Annotated in this window: 14 protein-coding genes and 1 pseudogene; 8 read left to right on the top strand and 7 right to left on the bottom strand. The window is 70.7% G+C overall.

All coding sequences use genetic code 11. The annotated features are described in order from the left end of the window. Positions 1-19: 19 nt before the first annotated feature. Both ASG51_RS18220 and ASG51_RS18215 read right to left on the bottom strand, forming a co-directional pair. Positions 20-1537, bottom strand: coding sequence for a murein L,D-transpeptidase family protein (locus ASG51_RS18220; protein WP_156389783.1), 1518 nt, complete (start codon positions 1535-1537; stop codon positions 20-22). Positions 1538-1867: 330 nt separating this feature from the next. Beyond that, positions 1868-2830 carry an acetyl-CoA carboxylase carboxyltransferase subunit alpha gene (locus ASG51_RS18215; RefSeq protein WP_056382289.1) on the bottom strand — a complete coding sequence of 321 codons (963 nt, stop codon included), beginning with the start codon at positions 2828-2830 and terminating at the stop codon, positions 1868-1870. A gap of 454 nt (positions 2831-3284) precedes the next feature. On the opposite strand from ASG51_RS18215, the gene ASG51_RS18210 reads away from it, so the two are divergent. The 3 genes from ASG51_RS18210 (at position 3285) to ASG51_RS18200 (ending at position 6074) form a co-directional block, all read left to right on the top strand. After that, complete coding sequence (locus ASG51_RS18210; RefSeq protein WP_056382287.1) at positions 3285-4403, top strand: patatin-like phospholipase family protein; 1119 nt, start codon at positions 3285-3287, stop codon at positions 4401-4403. 29 nt (positions 4404-4432) lie between these two features. Further along, positions 4433-5176 (top strand): acetoacetate decarboxylase, encoded by a 744-nt coding sequence (locus ASG51_RS18205; RefSeq protein WP_056382285.1) that lies wholly within the window; start codon positions 4433-4435, stop codon positions 5174-5176. Between the two features lie 112 nt (positions 5177-5288). Continuing rightward, positions 5289-6074, top strand: coding sequence for a 3-hydroxybutyrate dehydrogenase (locus ASG51_RS18200; RefSeq protein WP_056382283.1), 786 nt, complete (start codon positions 5289-5291; stop codon positions 6072-6074). A gap of 64 nt (positions 6075-6138) precedes the next feature. Here ASG51_RS18200 and ASG51_RS18195 read toward each other — a convergent pair whose 3' ends face one another. The 3 genes from ASG51_RS18195 to meaB all read right to left on the bottom strand — a co-directional run bounded on the left by ASG51_RS18195 (position 6139) and on the right by meaB (position 8264). Continuing rightward, on the bottom strand, positions 6139-6483 hold the full coding sequence (locus tag ASG51_RS18195) for a CsbD family protein (RefSeq protein WP_056277469.1): 345 nt from the start codon (positions 6481-6483) through the stop codon (positions 6139-6141). A gap of 150 nt (positions 6484-6633) precedes the next feature. Further along, positions 6634-7260, bottom strand: coding sequence for a peptidase C15 (locus ASG51_RS18190; protein WP_056382281.1), 627 nt, complete (start codon positions 7258-7260; stop codon positions 6634-6636). Between the two features lie 5 nt (positions 7261-7265). Then, on the bottom strand, positions 7266-8264 hold the full coding sequence (gene meaB / locus ASG51_RS18185) for a methylmalonyl Co-A mutase-associated GTPase MeaB (protein WP_056212008.1): 999 nt from the start codon (positions 8262-8264) through the stop codon (positions 7266-7268). Between the two features lie 276 nt (positions 8265-8540). On the opposite strand from meaB, the gene ASG51_RS18180 reads away from it, so the two are divergent. Then, the gene (locus ASG51_RS18180; RefSeq protein WP_056212010.1) at positions 8541-9587 is read left to right on the top strand and encodes an alpha/beta hydrolase; all 1047 of its coding nucleotides are present in this window, start codon (positions 8541-8543) and stop codon (positions 9585-9587) included. A gap of 110 nt (positions 9588-9697) precedes the next feature. Next, positions 9698-10054, top strand: a complete 357-nt coding sequence (locus ASG51_RS18175; RefSeq protein WP_056212012.1) for a hypothetical protein — start codon at positions 9698-9700, stop codon at positions 10052-10054. A 165-nt stretch (positions 10055-10219) separates the two neighbouring features. On the opposite strand, the pseudogene ASG51_RS25220 reads toward ASG51_RS18175, so the two are convergent. After that, positions 10220-10318 (bottom strand): annotated as a pseudogene (locus ASG51_RS25220) (GTP-binding protein); the annotation flags it as partial. 346 nt (positions 10319-10664) lie between these two features. Between ASG51_RS25220 and ASG51_RS18170 the strand changes: the two are divergent. Further along, positions 10665-11369, top strand: a complete 705-nt coding sequence (locus tag ASG51_RS18170) for a carbonic anhydrase (protein ID WP_056382279.1) — start codon at positions 10665-10667, stop codon at positions 11367-11369. Positions 11370-11739: 370 nt separating this feature from the next. Here the strand turns inward: ASG51_RS18170 and ASG51_RS18165 are convergent, their stop codons facing one another. Continuing rightward, the gene (locus tag ASG51_RS18165) at positions 11740-13476 is read right to left on the bottom strand and encodes a L,D-transpeptidase family protein (RefSeq protein ID WP_082514099.1); all 1737 of its coding nucleotides are present in this window, start codon (positions 13474-13476) and stop codon (positions 11740-11742) included. Positions 13477-13603: 127 nt separating this feature from the next. Between ASG51_RS18165 and ASG51_RS18160 the strand changes: the two genes are divergently transcribed. Both ASG51_RS18160 and zwf read left to right on the top strand, forming a co-directional pair. Then, entirely contained in the window at positions 13604-14449 is an 846-nt protein-coding gene (locus ASG51_RS18160) for an SDR family NAD(P)-dependent oxidoreductase (RefSeq protein WP_056382277.1), read from the top strand. Positions 14450-14622: 173 nt separating this feature from the next. Continuing rightward, positions 14623-16101: a glucose-6-phosphate dehydrogenase gene (gene zwf, locus ASG51_RS18155; RefSeq protein ID WP_056277483.1), complete on the top strand. Its 1479-nt coding sequence runs from the start codon at positions 14623-14625 to the stop codon at positions 16099-16101. Positions 16102-16271 lie beyond the last annotated feature (170 nt).

Genomic DNA, 16271 nt, shown 5'->3' with positions numbered 1-16271 from the left:
CCGCCTCGGTTCCTCGCCTTCAATCCTTGGGCGTGGGGGAGCTCTTGGGCGTGGTGGAGCCGGTGGTCTTCGGCGAGGCGGTCGCGGCGGCCGATGCGGTCTTGTGGACCGGCTTCGCCGCCTTCTCCTCGTCCGGCTTGCCGCCCTTGGCCGGGGCGGGCGCGGCGTGTGCCGCCTTCGCGGGGGCGTGCTTGGGCGCAGGTTTGGCGGCGATGGGCTCCGGCACCGCCGCGGCCACGGCCACGGCCACGGCCGGGACGGTGGCGGCGTCGGTGGCCGGTGTCGCGGGCGCGCCGTTGCTGAACACGTTGCTGAAGAGCTTCTTGTAGGCGGCCGGATCGCCCTCGGCGTCGGCCACCATCACGCGGGCGGGCTTGGCCGGCTCGGCCACCACGGGCTCGGGCTTGGCCGCCGGGGCGGTGCCCTTCCGGGCGAGGTTCGCGGCGGCCGCCTTGGTGGGGATCGGGGCGGCCGCGGCCATCATCACCGGGCGGCCCTTGGCGTCGACCTCGATCTCGCGCTCGCCGGCGGCCAGGCTCTCGGGGCGGCTGACGTCGCCGAGCTTGTGCTGAGCGTAGTCCTTCGGATCGTAGGGCAGTTCGGGCTCGGGGGGCGCCTTGCCCAGGCTCGCGAAGGTCAGGGTGTTGGCGGGCGTCTGCTGACCGCGGAACACCGGGTTCTGGCTGCCGTCGTCGTAGACGAGGCGGGTGGCGGGCGTGCCCTTGGCGATCAGGTCGGCGATCTCGCGATTGTCGCGCTCGCGCTTCTCCGCCACCTGGGGCTCGACCCGCGGCGTGCAGGAGCCGGCCGCCGCGTCGGCGCCGCCGAAGACGTACTTCGTTCCGCACAGGCCGACCCGCGGCTCGTCACGCAGGGCCTCGAAGTAGTCCGAGCCTTCCTTGAGGTTCTTCCAGAACGGCGCGTTGGGGTCGTTGCGGAACTTGGCGATGTTGGCCGCCGTCATCCGGAACGGGTACGATTGGAACTGGAACGCGCGCTGGCCGCCCGCGAAGGAATCCCGCGCCAGGGCGTAGATCTCGCCCATCGACTCGTCGGTCATGGCAAAGCAGCCCGACGACGAGCAGGTGCCGTGCACCATGATGTAGTTGCCGGTGCGCCCGTTCGCCCGGTCGTAGGCGTTCGGATAGCCGGTGTCGAACGAGAGGTAGTAGGACGAGTTCGGGTTCATCTGGCCCGGCGTCACGGTGTAGAAGCCCTCGGGCGCCTGGCGGTCGCCCTGCTTGGTCTTCGGGCCGAGCTGGCCCGACCAGCGGCAGATCGGGAAGGTCTTGAGGAGGGCGTACTGGCCGTTGGTGCCGCGCTTCCACACCTCCATCTCCGCTTCCCGCTTGTAGGCGCGGATCAGGATGGGATCGCTCTGCGACATGCCCTTCTGGGCCATCAGCGCAAGGGTCTTCGGCGGCACCGGGGCCAGGGCCCGCAGCGGAACGCCACCGCCCATCGAACCGTCCTGGCAAGCGCCGAGCGACAGGGCGAGCAGAGCGAAACCGGCGGCCACGAGCGGGCGCATAGCCATGGGGAACCTATCCTCAGTCACGCAGCCCCGGGCTCGCGCCCGTGGCATGCCACTCCCCAACTCCTTAGCGTCGTTAAACTTACCCGGTTGTTACCGCAAGGAGACCGCCTTCGTGGCCCGGGCGGGATGTGGATTGCGGACATCATCGGCCCGTCGACCCGATCTCGCCGCATTTGATGCAGCGCGGAGCGTGCCGACGGAAAGAGGATTGATTTCACAGGTTTTTCGCCGCCGATCCGCCAAGCGTCGGTGTGGCGAAACCTTGGCGGGCGCAACGGACGCATTGGGAGGTTTGGTTCCCGCACGCATCTGCGGCGCAGTGTCGCACTCTCAGAGCTTGCGACCGATCTCCAGGAACTTCGCCGCGCGCCGGTCCCGGATCTCGTCCGGGCCGAGGCCCTGGAAATCCACCAGGGCGGCCTCGATGGCGGCCCCCGTCGCCGCGATCGCGGCGTCGCGCCCGCGATGGGCCCCGCCGGTCGCTTCGGGCACGATGCCGTCGATGATGCCGAGGCGCAGCAGGTCCTGCGCGGTGATCTTCATGGCGGTGGCGGCGTCCGCCGCGCGACCCTGGTCGCGCCACAGGATCGAGGCCGCGCCTTCCGGCGAGATCACGCCGTAGATGGCGTGCTCAAGCATGAGCACCCGGTTGGCGGTGGCGAGCGCGATGGCGCCCCCCGAGCCGCCCTCGCCGATGACCACCGCGACATTCGGCACACCGAGGGCGAGGCAGGCCTCCGTCGAGCGGGCGATGGCCTCGGCCTGTCCACGCTCCTCCGCCTCGATGCCCGGAAAGGCGCCTGCGGTGTCGACGAAGGCCAGCACGGGCAGGCCGAAGCGGTCGGCGAGCTCCATCAGGCGTACGGCCTTGCGGTAACCCTCGGGCTTGGCCATGCCGAAATTGTGCCGCAGGCGGGTCTCGGTGGTGGAGCCCTTCTCCTGGCCCAGCACGCAGACCGGACGGCCGCGGAAGCGTCCGAAGCCGCCGACGATGGCCTGGTCCTCGCCGAAGGCGCGGTCCCCGGCGAGCGGGCTGAAATCCGAGATCAGGCCGGCGCAGTAATCGATGAAGTGGGGCCGCTGCGGGTGGCGCGCGACCTGGGTCTTCTGCCAGGGCGTCAGGCCGGCATAGATGTCCGAGAGGGCGGCGGCGGCCTTGGCCTCCAGGCGCCCGACCTCTTCGCTGATCGAGACCGCGCCATCGCGGGCGGCCATGGTCTTCAGCTCCTCCAGCTTGGATTCGAGCTCGGCCACCGGCTTCTCGAAGTCGAGATAGGAGCGCGTCACCGACATGGGTCAGGGATCCTTGTTCGTCGCCATCGCGCGCGGGGCGGCCGGGTCAGGGACGATTGCGGCGGAGGGCGTGCGGGAAAAGCCGCGACTGGGCGGGGGGTGTTGGCGAAGGAACTGCGCCTGTCAACCGTCCACGGGACCGGGGCGAGGCTCGACCGCGTGTCCCGCCGGCGCGTTTCGGCCGGGAGTCCGTCGGTCGAGCCGAGAAGCTCGGATGCGAATCGTGCCGGGTCGTCACCGCCGGCCGCCGCACCCGGGCGCCCGAGCGCGCAGGCCGAGGGCCTGACAACCGGGCCGCTTCGTCCCACCCGAGGGATGGTCGTCGCCCAGGCCTTGCGTCATGGTGGTACCGCACGCTTACGGCAACCGTGGATTGGGTTTGGGCGGACCGTGGGCGGGACGCCTCCCGGGATCCCCCGAGGCGGGGTGTGGTCCGGATAGGAGAGGGCCGGTCGTGACGGCATGTCCCAGCGGCGAAACGAAGGTTCTCGTGCTCCAGGGCGGCGGGGCGCTCGGCGCCTACCAGGCCGGCATCTACGAAGCGCTGGCCGCCCAGGACCACGCCGTGGATTGGGTCGCGGGCATCTCCATCGGAGCCATCAACGCGGCGCTGATCGCCGGAAACCCGCCGGAGCGTCGCGTGGAGCGGATGAGAGCCTTCTGGGAGCTGGTCTCCTCGGGGGTGACCGGGGTTCCCTGGTTTCCCGGGGAGCGGGCGCGGGCGGCCTTCAACGAGGCCAGTGCCGGCTGGGTCGCCGCCTTCGGGGTGCCCGGCTTCTTCAACCTCCGCTTTCCTCCCGCCAGCTTCTATCCGGCCGGCGCGCCGGAGGCGCTGAGCTACTACGAGACGACCCCGCTCCGGGCGTCCCTCGAGCGCTTCGTGGATTTCGACCTGATCAACGGGGGGGCGACCCGCCTCAGCGTCGGTGCCGTCAACGTACGCACCGGAAACTTCGCCTACTTCGACACCCGGTGCGACCGCATCACGCCCGAGCACATCATGGCCTCCGGTGCCCTGCCCCCGGGCTTCCCGCCGGTCACCATCGCGGGCGAGCCCTACTGGGACGGCGGCATCGTCTCGAACACGCCGCTGCAATACGTCCTCGACGAGGAGCGCCGGCGCGACCTCGTGGTGTTCCAGGTGGACCTGTTCTCCGCGCGCGGAGCGATGCCCCGGACCCTGATCGACGCGGCCGAGCGCGAGAAGGATATCCGCTTCTCCAGCCGGACCCGGCTCAACACCGACATGAGCCTGGAGATCCGCAAGGCCAAGGCCGCCACGCGCAGCCTCCTGGGCAAGCTGCCGCCCGAATGGCGCGACGACCCCGATGCCGCGTTTCTGCGACGGATCAGTCACGACAACGTCGTGACGATCCTGCAGCTGATCTATCGTCGCAAGGCCTACGAGGGGAATTCGAAGGATTATGAGTTCTCGCGCGCGACCATGCTGGAGCACTGGGCCGCGGGGCTCGGCGACCTGCGCCGGTCCCTGCGCGCGCCGGCCTGGCGCGACCGCCGGCCCGACGCGAGCGGAATCTGCGTGCTCGACCTGACCCGCGACGCGCAGGACTGAACGCCCTTCACCCCCAGGGAGACGAGCCCGTGACCCGCGACGAGATCCTCGAGATGCCCTCGATGCCCGCCTTCAGCCCGAGCTATCCGCGCGGGCCGTTTCGCTTCCTCCGGCGCGAATACCTGATCGTGACCTACGAGACCGATGCGGACGCCCTGCGCCGGGCGCTGCCCGAGCCCCTGGAGCCGCATCCGGACAATCGCGTCTATTACGAGTGGATGAAGATGCCGGATTCCTCCGGGTTCGGCGATTACGAGGAGAGCGGCTCGGGCGCTCTCGCCACCTTCGACGGCGAGCCCTGCAACGTCTCGATCCAGATGTACCTCGACGACGAGCCGCCGATCACGGCCGGGCGCGAGATCTGGGGCTTCCCGAAGAAGTGGGGCGTGCCCCGCCTCAGGCTCACCAAGGACACCCTCACGGGGACGCTGCACTACGACGACGAGCGGGTCGCGATGGGCACCATGACCTACAAGCACCGGAGCCTGGAGCACGATCTCGCCGCGGTGAAGCAGGGCCTGGGCAAGCTCAACGTCAACCTCAAGCTGCTCCCGGATGTCGACGGCGGCCCGAAGGTCGCGCAGCTCGTCGGCTACCGCCTGGAGGACATCACCGTCCACGGCGCCTGGGAGGGGGAGGCTCGCCTTCACCTGATTCCGCACGTGAACTGCCGGGTAGCCGACCTGCCCGTCCGCCGCATCGTCGGCGGCCGGCACATGGTCGTGGACTTCACATTGCCCTACGGGCAGGTGCTGCACGATTATCTCGCCTGATCGACCCGATGTCGCGCGTCGTGCCGGACCCCGCGCTCAGGCTTTGTTCGACCGCGCGCCTGTCGGACGCGCTAGGATCCCCCGCGTCGAAGAGTGCCCCTAGGAGGCTTCCATGATCCTGAAATCCAAGACCGCCGTCGTCACGGGCTCCACCAGCGGCATCGGCCTGGCCTGCGCGCGCGCCTTCGCCAAGGAGGGCGCCAACATCGTCCTCAACGGCTTCGGCAAGCCCGAGGACATCGAGGCGGCGCGGTCCGGGATCGAATCCGAGTTCGGCGTGAAGGCCGCCCATTCGCCGGCCGACCTGACCAAGCCCGGCGAGATCGCGGGGCTGATCCGACTGGCGGAGGAGACCTACGGCTCCGTGGACGTGCTCGTGAACAACGCCGGCGTCCAACACGTCTCGCCGATCGAGGACTTCCCGCCGGAGAAGTGGGAGCAGATCATGAGCCTGAACCTGTCCTCGGCCTTCTACACCATGCGCGCCGCGATCCCCGGCATGAAGCAGCGCGGCTGGGGCCGGATCATCAACACGGCCTCGGCGCACTCCATGGTCGCCTCGCCCTTCAAGTCCGCCTACGTGGCGGCCAAGCACGGCCTCGTCGGCCTGTCCAAGGCCGCGGCCCTCGAACTCGCCACGCACGGCATCACGGTGAACTGCATCTCGCCGGGCTATGTCTGGACGCCGCTCGTCGAGAGCCAGATCCCCGACACCATGAAGGCCCGGGGCATGACCGAGGACGAGGTCATCAACGAGGTGCTGCTCAAGGCGCAGCCCACGAAGGAATTCGTCACCATCGACCAGGTGGCGGCCCTGGCCGTGTTCCTGGCCTCGGATGCGGCGAGCCAGATCACCGGCGCCAACATGGCCATGGATGGCGGCTGGACCGCGCAGTAGCGCGGTTCTGCGAGGCCGCCCCTTCCGCCGAACGCGGCGGCGGGGGCGACCGATGGACTGAGGCTCAGCGGCGCCCGTGCAGCAGCAGGGCGAGGCCGTAGCCGACGGCGCCCGCGATCACGAGGGCGATGAACGGGTTCTCCTCCACGCGGTGACCCACCACCCGGCTGCCGTCGCGCAGGTAGGTGCCGCCGCGCTCGTAGGCGTCGCCAGCGTAATCCGACACGTTGTCCGCGACGTCGCGCAGGGTGTCCTTGGCCTGTCCGTAGATGTCCTGCGCGCGGCCCTCGGCCTCGCGGTAGCGACCCTCGGCCGAGGTGCGCGAGGAACCGGCGAGGTCTCCCGCGGCGCCCTGAACCTTACCGCCGAACTCCTTGGCGGCGCCGACGATGCGATCCGTATCGACCATGGTCTCTCTCCTGAACGTGGATGATGCGGACCGCCCGTCCGGGTCGGGGCGCCCGCATCCGACGTTCACAGAACGCCCGACGGCGCGAAGGAGACCCATGCCGGGGGTGAAAATCTTCCCGCGCCGGCAAAGGGCCCTGTCGCACGCCCCTCAGCCGCGCGCCCGGCCGCGGATCACCAGGCGGCGCGCGACCTCCGCGCAGGCCCGGGCGAGACGCTCCCCGGGGGCCTCGCGCCGCGGCCGCACGGGTGCCTTCGCGGGCCGCTGCGTCCGGGGCGGGAGCGGGATGTGCACGAACAGCGCCGGGGGTGATTCGCGTAAGGCGCGAAAATAGCTGGCGTTGCAGAGGTAGCGCCCCGCATCCCGCGAGGGGACCGCCGCGATCCCGTGCCCGCGCAGCGTCGCGAGCGCGGAGGCCGCCGCGGGCGAGCGGCGCGCGGGCGGACCATCCCGCTCCAGGGTCAGGCGCGACGCGGTCCGGCCGGAGGCATCGGGAAAGAGCCGGCTCGTGCGGTTGCGGCCCTGCATCTCCACCCGGACCCGCTTGGCGCGGGTCGCGACGCCGAGCATGAGGATCGCGGCCGGCGCTTCGGCCAGGGCCGGCGCCAGCCTGTCGGGGATCGCCGCATAGGTGGTGCACAGGATCAGCACGCGCACTGGAATGCCGCCCAGCTTCGGGCGCGCGAGGGCACCGATGCGCCGAGCCAGGGCCGCGCTCGGATTGCGCGGCACGCCGGGAAACGGACCGAAGCCGGTGACCAGCAGCGGTCCCGTCATGCGGATCAGAGGCCGATCAGGGTGGCGATGGCCTCCGCCCCGGCGGCGGGCGAGGCGTCCCCGCGCCCCACCGAAGCCTCGGCCTCCGCCGTCCGGCGGCGCACCTCGGCCGAGCCGACGAGGCGCTGATGCAGGCGCTCGTGCACGAGGGCCCACATCCACTTCACGTCCTGGGCCCGGCGCTTCGCGGCGATCTCGCCCGTGGCGGTGAGCTTGTTGCGATGGTCGACGATCCGCTCCCACAGGCCGTCGAGGCCCTTGTTGTTCAGGCCCGAGATCGTGACCACCGGGGGCGTCCAGGTCGAACTCGGCGCCGAGAGGATGTGCAGGGCGGCGCGGTATTCCGAGGCGGCTGCGCTGGCCCGGCGCTCGCCCTCGCCGTCGTCGGCCTTGTTCACCGCGATCATGTCGGCGAGTTCGAGGATGCCCTTCTTGATGCCCTGGAGCTCGTCGCCGGCTCCCGGCAACATCAGGACGAGGAAGAAGTCGGTCAGGTCCGCCACCGCCGTCTCGGATTGGCCGACGCCGACGGTCTCCACCAGGATGACGTCGAAGCCCGCCGCCTCGCAGAGCAGCATGGTCTCGCGGGTCTTGGCCGCGACGCCCCCCAGGGTGCCGGAGGAGGGGGAGGGCCGGATGAAGGCGTTGGGGTCGAGGGCGAGGCGCGCCATCCGGGTCTTGTCGCCGAGGATCGAGCCGCCGGTGCGCGTCGAGGAGGGGTCGACGGCCAGCACCGCCACCTTGTGGCCGGCCGCCGTCAGGTTGGCGCCGAGCGCGTCGATGGTGGTCGACTTGCCGACGCCGGGCACGCCGGTGATGCCGACGCGGATCGCCGTGCCGGTCTGCGGCAGCACCGCGTCGATGAGGCCGCGCGCCGCCGCCCGATGATCGGGCCGCTTCGATTCGGCCAGCGTGATCGCCCGCGCCAGGGCGGCGCGGTCTCCGGCGAGCAGCCGCTCGCGCAGGGCATCGATGTCGAGGGCGGGTGCGGGGGAGGCGGCCATGGTTGTCTTCTTTGCCGGTCCGGCCCGGTTTCGTCGAGGGGGGCGGCCCGGCGCGCGGGCGCTTCCCCCGCAAACCGGCGTGAACCGGGGGCGTGCCGCAATGTGGGTCCGGGGCCACAGCCCTGCCTCTGCCCGCAATCCACATCGCCACGGCCACGCCTCCGCCCCGCCATGGTCACGATCCTGATCGACAGGATACTGACGCGCTGCGCCCGTCCCGGGGCCACCACGTTCAGGGCCGCCTTGCACGACATGATCCGACCCGAGCTCCGACCCATGATCCGATCCCAGCCTCCCACCCGTCGCGCGCTGCTGCGCTTCGCCGCCCTCTCGGGGGTGGCCGGCCTGACGCCCGGGCTGGCCGGCTGCGTCGCCGACGGCCTCGTCACCGATGCGGTCGGGGGCGGCGCGCCGGAGCGCCAGTCGGCCCTCGACGTCAGCCCGGTGCTGCTGGTGGCCACCACGCGCAAGCCCGTCGGCTCGCCGCCGAAGAGCCCCTACTTCACCTCCGAGCGCGGCCGGGGCCTCAGCTTCGCCGAGGTGCGGCTGTCGGCGCCCGACCGCTCGCTGATCGGCAAGGTCTCCTCCGTGGTGACGGGCGACTGGGCGGTGACGGCGGTGCCGCAGGTCGAGACCGGCGCGGGGGCGGCCGCCGCCTTCGCCCAGGCGGCGCTGGGGCGCGACGTGCTGATCTACGTCCACGGCTACCGCGAGAGCTTCCAGTCGGCGGCCCTGAGTGCGGCCAAGCTTTCCGACGGCATCCGCTTCCGCGGCGCCTCGGCCCTGTTCACCTGGCCCTCGGCGGCCGCCACCTTCGATTACGGCTACGACCGCGAGAGCGCCCTGTGGTCGCGCGACGGCTTCGAGGACCTGCTGAAGGCGCTGGCGAACTCCCCCTCGGGCGGGCGCATCAACATTGTCGCGCATTCCATGGGGACGCTGCTGACCCTGGAGACCCTGCGCATGCTGCGGGCCGAGGCCGGCGAGGCCGCCATGGCCCGCATCGGCGCGGTGGTGCTGGCCGCCCCCGACATCGACATCGACCTCTTCACCAGCGCGGTGGAGCGGATGGGGCCGGACGTGCACAAGATCACGGTGATCTCGTCGACGAACGACCGCGCCCTCGAGCTCTCCGGGGCCATCGCGGGGGGCATCGTGCGCGCCGGCGCGGCGGATCGCGAGCGCCTGGAAGCCCTCGGGGTCCGCGTGGCCGACGCCTCCGACTACGGCGGCGGCCTCATCAACCACGACCTGTTCCTGTCCAATCCCGACGTGCAGGGCGTGGTCAAGCGCGCCATCGCCCGGGCGAGCGGCGGGGCCTGAGGCCCGGCCACCCACCGCAAACCAACCCCCGCCCGTCCGGGCCTTGGCCTTCGCCCCGTTCGCCCCTACACGGACGGCGGCCCCGAGGCTGCAGACAACAAGGATTCGCGATGTTCACACTCGAGATCGATGGCGTGGCCATCGCGGTCATCAACGGCTCCGAGGAGGTCGCCAACGACCTCTTCACCTGCGATGGCTTCAAGGACGACATCCAGACCATGAAGAGCGACGGCAAGGTGCTGTGGAACGGCACCTCCCCGCTCAAGGTCCGGGCGGCCACCGAGGAGGAGATCGAGATCTTCGAGGACGCCCTCGCCGAGGACGATTCCGAGGAGGACGAGCCCTACGAGCCGGATGCCCGCCATGCCGAGGCCTCGAACGACGACGAGGCGGACGACGAGGACGAGGAGGATGCCGACATCGTGTTCCTGGTCGACATCGACGAGGACGGCGGCCTCGATTCCTGATCGCCGACCCGTCCGGTCGCTCCGTCGCGGGCGACCGGACGGGGGCGCCGTTCAGGCGCCCCGCTGCCGGACCGGGAACGGATCGGGCCTTCCGCGATAGGGGGCGGCCTCGAAGGCGCCCCGGCCCCGGGTCGATCGGGCGGACGTCGAAGGGCGGTCCGGATGGCCGCCTCGCACCAGATCCGCGTCGATGTTCACCGCGCTCAGGCCGTTGACGATCACGGCGACGCGCGGCTGCTCGCGGTCGTTCAGGACGGGGTCCAGCTTGGCTGAGGGCGAGAACCCGGTGCCGAAGGTTGTGGCTGGCGTCGTCGTCCGCGACGGGACCGAGGTCGCAGCGAACCCAGATCACCGCGCCGCCTGACCACCTCCGTCACCGGAAATCCCCATAGCTCGCGGAGAACGGGCCTCGACCCGAGCCCACCAACCCGCGCGAACAGCAGCGTCCAGCCTGCCTGCCCTGCGGTCTATCAGAGCGGTCGGTCAGCGCTGACCCGTGAGCCCTGTCACGTCCCGAACTTCCTGCGGAGTTCGGACTTGGCGACGGAAAACCGGCGTGATACAACCCTGAGATGATTAGGCATAAGTCTTTCGACTAGGAATTGCGACCGTGTGTGATCAGCATGCATCTCATGTCTCACGCCGCACCTTGCTGACCGCCGTCGCTGCCGGCGCGCTCGCCATGCCGGCGGCACCCGGAGCGGCCGCGGAGGTCTCGGGGTCGAACGTCATGACGCCCGACGCGGCTCTCGCGCGCCTGCTGGAAGGCAACGGGCGCTACGCAGCGAATACGCCGTCGAACAGGGACTTTTCCGCCGGCCGAGCGGCGAGGGTCGCCGCACAGCATCCGATCGCCTGCGTGGTCGGCTGCGCCGATGCCCGAGTCGCACCGGATTTCGTCTTCGATCAGGGACCCGGGGACCTGTTTGTCGTCCGGGTCGCGGGCAATTTCGTCAACACCGACAGCCTCGCCAGCCTCGAATACGGCGTGGCGGTGCTGGGCGCGCCGCTGATCCTCGTGCTGGGCCATTCCGATTGCGGTGCCGTCAAAGCGACGATTGAGGTCATGAAGACGAACGTCGTGCTTCCGGGCCATCTGCCGATGCTGATCGACGCGATCCGGCCGGCGGTCGACTTGGCCGAGAAAGCGCGAGCACCGGATCCCCTTGCCGAGGCGATCGCCCAGAATGTCCGGCACAACGTCCGGCGTCTCCAGCAGGCCGGGCCGATCCTCTCGGACCGCGTCGCCCGCGGGCAGGTGAAGGTCGTCGGCGGCTTCTATGACATCGGCAACGGCAAGGTCACGCTTCTCTGAGGCGCCTCGTCCGACGCACCTTGCCACGCGCGGTACGCCCTCGATCAAGGCCGCTGGCACGTCGAGACACAACCCACGAGACCCGCCATGGCCAGGTGCCAGGCAGGAGGCTCGCCACCTCGCTCTGCGACGCTGCTCCGCGCGTTCCGCCGGACCCTGGGTGATCCGTCTCCTCGCACGGCCCCCGTCGGAACGCGCTCGCAAGATGATACCATTCAATTGATGGCGATCCCGGGTCTTGTCAGCCGCGCGTCGTCTCCCGAGAGCGTCCGAGCGGACGGGCCACGACAGGTGGCCGGGGCGGACCGGAGGAAGGCGCCCCCCATCGCGCCGGGCGAGCCCTTGCGATAGGGGAACGGTCGGCTTGGGCTCAATCCGTGGGGGGAAGCGCCGCGCGGCTGGGGATCGATCCCGGGGGGACTAAATCGCCTGCCGTCTTCTCGGCGCCGGTATTCGTCGGCCTGGGCGCAGCTGCCTTGCCGGGGCTCTGAGCCGGGGCCGCGCCGGGCACGGCTCCCTTATCCGCGATCACCTTCGGCACGGGCTTGGGTGGGACCGGCGCAGCCTGAACCGGCTTGGCAAGGGATGGCTTGGCAAGGGATGGCTTGTCGCCGGGAGTCCGGGCGGATGCGGACCCGGTGCTGGACGCCTTCGGCGTCGCGGGCACGGCCGCCGACTTGGGAGCGGTCGGCGGCGCGATCGTACCCGTCGCCGCCACGTCCGGCATCGGCACCGCAGGGCTGTCGATCCCGTAGATGTCGTCCCGGAAATGAGCGCGGCCGTCCGGGGTGGCGTAACCGGTGAGATACACGAAGGTCACGGGGATCTGCTTCGGCAGCTTGATGTCGAGGCGCTCGTTGGTGGCGATGCTGGTCTCGATCTCGATCGGGCCCCAGGTCGAGCCGGGACCGTTGGGGCCGGGCGTGCCCTCGAGCAGCCAGCCGGCGAGCTCCTTCACCTGCGCGACGCGCACGCAGCCATGGGAATGGAACCGCACCTCGCGGGCGAACAACGATTTCGACGGCGTGTCGTGCATGTAGACCGCCTGCTTGTTCGGCATGTCGATGCGCACCTGACCCAGGGAATTGTCCAGGCCGGAATCCTGCCGCAGGGTGTAGTTGGCCGCCTTCTCGCTCGACCAGTCGATCGCGGTAGGGTCGACCTCGACGCCACCGGGACCGAGGATGCGGATGCGCTCCCGGGCGAGGTAGCCGGGATCCTTGCGCATCTTCGGAATGATCTCCTTCTTGATGATGGAGACCGGCAGGGTCCAGGTCGGATTGAGGTTCACGTCGGTGATGCGGGCCTCGATCCGCGGCGTCGCCTTGTCGGGCTTGCCGACCACCGCCACATAGCGGCGCACCACGACCCCGTGGTCCACGGCCTCCACCGTGGCGGAGGGGATGTTTACGACCACGTAGCGGTCGCCATAGGCGAAGTTCGAGCCGATCTGGCGCGCGGCGGAGGCGGCGAGCTGGCGCTGGCGGGTGGCCGCCGGCACGTTGAGTGCCGCCACCGTCTGGCGGCCGATCAGCCCGGTCTCGGGCAGGCCGTGGCGGGCCTGGAACGCCTTCACGGCCGCCACCAGGGTGGCGTCGAGCTGGTCGTTCATCGGGGCATCGGCAGCCAGGTCGCCCACGAGCGCGAGATGCTTGCGCAGGGCCGGGATGGCCGGATGGCCGGCGCCGGGCTTGACCACGAGGTCGGCGGGCAGCGCGGTCCAGCCGCCGGCATCCACCATGGCCTGATAGCGGTCGGCCATCCGCAGGGTGTCGAGGAACGTCGCTGGACTGAGGGTCGGCACCGGGTCGGCGGAGACCCGGGCCACCACCAGCGGCGGCAGCTCGCGCGACTTCCGGGCCTGGGCGGCAGCCGGGGCGGCGGTGGCCTCGGCTGCGCCCGGTGCGATCGCCTGGACGGCGGGCGTCGCCGGAGCGGTGGTGGTGAGGCTCTCGATCTTCGGAGCCTTCGCGGGCGCGGGGGCTTCCGGCGCGCCGGAGACTTGAGCCGTGGCGGCGCCGCCCAGCACCCAGAGGAGGGCCAGGGGCGACAGGCCCGCGCGGAGGCGGTGCGGGCGGAGGGCGACGGTCCTGTGGCGCGAAAGCATCGCGAACCTTTCGAGTGGAATGTCTCCCCGACCATGCGCACAGACGGTTACCAATCTCCTGCCGTGCCGTGACGGGGGCCGGCGCGCGCCCTAACTCCCGCCCCGGAACGGCAGAGGAGCAGCGGCCATGAACAACCATCCGGCAATTCAGGCGGGGCGGACCGCCGTCGTCACCGGGGCGGCGAGCGGCATCGGGCTGGCGGCCGCCCGGCGCTTCGCCGCGGCGGGCATGCGGGTCTGGCTCGCCGACCTGCCGGGCGCGGCGCTGGACTCGGCCCGCGCCGAGGTCGCGCGCGGGGGGACGGCGGCGTCCGTCCACGCGATGGCCACGGACGTGGCCCGGCCCGAGGCCGTCGCGGCCCTGGGCGCGGCGGCCTGTGCGGAGGGGCCGCCGGCCGTGGTCATGCTGAATGCCGGGATCGAGGCCGGGGGACGGCTGTTCTCGGACCCCGAGACGTGGGCGCACATCCTCGACACCAATCTGTGGGGCGTCATCAACGGCATCCAGGCCTTCGCACCGGCGATGATCGCCGGGACCGAGCCTGGCGCCATCGTGGTCACGGGCTCGAAGCAGGGCATCACCACGCCGCCCGGCAACACGCCCTACAATGTCTCGAAGGCGGGGGTGAAGGTCGTCACCGAGGCCCTGGCCCACGACCTGCGCGAACGCGAGGGCGTCCGCGTCAGCGCGCACCTGCTCATCCCGGGATTCGTCTATACCGGGCTGACGCGGGCCCGCGGGGTCAGCGAGAAGCCCGCCGGCGCCTGGACGCCGGACGAGACCGTGGATGCCCTGATGGCCGGACTGGCCCGGGGCGACTTCTACATCCTGTGTCCAGACAACGAGACCACCCGGGCACAGGACGAGAAGCGGATCGCCTGGGCGGCCGGGGACATCATCGAGAACCGGCCGGCGCTGTCCCGCTGGCATCCGAACCATGGAGCGGCGTTCACGCGTTTCGCCGGATCGTGACCGGGCGCGGGGAGGGGGGCCCTCCCGCACGCCCCTCGGGTGGCGGGTGCCTTGCATAGCGTCGCGGGGAAGCCGACACACCGGGGGCGATTCGTCGCGACCCGCAAATCGACTCGCCAGCCGACTTGCCGACCCGCGAACCGCCTGACTTGCAAACCGAACGGGAGCCGCACTTGGCCACCATTATCCCCGTCGCCTCCTTCGATTGCGTCGTCTTCGGCGCCACCGGCGACCTGACCACGCGCAAGCTGCTGCCGGCCCTGTTCTACCGCTTCATGGACGGACAGATTCCGGAGACGAGCCGGATCATCGGCGCCTCGCGTTCGGAGATGACCACCGAGGCCTTCCGCGAGCGCGCCCGCGACGCCATCAAGCGCTTCGTTCCGGCCGGCGACATCGGCGAGGACAAGCTCGCCGCCTTCCTGGACCACCTCGATTACGTCGCGGTCGACGGAGCCGGCGACGAGGGCTGGGAGGATCTGGCCGCCAAGCTCGCCGAGCGCCCGGACCAGGTGCGGCCCTACTACCTCGCCACCTCACCCGACCTCTACGGCTCGATCTGCCAGAATCTCGCCAAGCACGGCCTGATCGGCGAGAAGTCCCGCGTCGTGCTGGAGAAGCCCATCGGCAAGGACCTGAAGTCGGCTCGCGCCATCAACGATGCGGTCGGCACGGTGTTTCCCGAGGAGCAGATCTTCCGCATCGACCACTATCTCGGCAAGGAGACAGTGCAGAACCTGCTAGCCCTGCGCTTTGCCAACACCATCTTCGAGCGGCTCTGGACGGCCGACGTCATCGACCACGTCCAGATCACGGTGGGCGAGACCGTCGGAGTCGAGGGCCGCGCGGGGTACTACGACACCTCGGGCGCGCTGCGCGACATGGTCCAGAACCATATGCTGCAGCTCCTCTGCCTGATGGCGATGGAGAGTCCGCTCTCCCTCGACGCCAATTCGGTGCGCGACGAGAAGCTGAAGGTCCTGCGGGCCCTGAAGCCCATCACGCCGCACGACGTGCAGAGCGTGACGGTGCGCGGCCAGTACTCGGCCGGCGCCGTCGGCAGCCAGCCGGTGGACGGCTACCGCACCGATCTCGGCGGAGACGTCGACAGCCGGACCGAGACCTTCGTCGCCCTGAAACTCGAGGTTCAGTCCTGGCGCTGGGCCGGCGTGCCGTTCTACCTGCGCACCGGCAAGCGCCTGCCGCGGAAGCTGTCCGAGATCGTGGTGCAGTTCCGCGCCTCGCCGTTCTCGATCTTCCCGGCGGAATCCTTCGGGCGCGAGCCCAACCGCCTCGTCATCCGGCTCCAGCCGGAAGAGGGGATCAAGCTCGAAGTCATGACCAAGGATCCGGGTCCGGGCGGGATGCGGCTGCGGCCGACCAACCTCGACATCTCCTTCGAGGAGACCTTCAAGCAGCGCTACCCCGATGCCTACGAGCGCCTGCTCATGGACGTGGTGCGCGGCAACGCCACGCTGTTCATGCGCCGCGACGAGGTCGAGGTCGCCTGGGCCTGGGCCGATTCCCTCCTGAAGGCCTGGGCCGACCGGCCCGAGCCGCCGCGCCCCTATCCCGCCGGAAGCTGGGGTCCCACCGCCGCCATCGCGTTGATCGAGCGCGACGGCCGGACCTGGCACGAGGAGCTTCGCTGAGAGACGCCCCCGCCGATCAGGGCGGGGTGGTGTCGGGTGAGGCCGCAGGCGGCTCGAAGACCCGCGGATCCGTCATCCCGGTGGGGTCGCCTGGCTTTCGCCGGAGGCCTGTGCGCGGAACCGGGCTATAGTTCCGCACTCCCTCGACAGGTCTCAGTCGACGCATTACC

The sequence above is a fragment of the Methylobacterium sp. Leaf465 genome, from assembly GCF_001424705.1.
In the GTDB taxonomy this organism is placed as follows: Bacteria; Pseudomonadota; Alphaproteobacteria; order Rhizobiales; family Beijerinckiaceae; genus Methylobacterium.
This window is presented reverse-complemented; position numbering and strand designations above follow the sequence as displayed.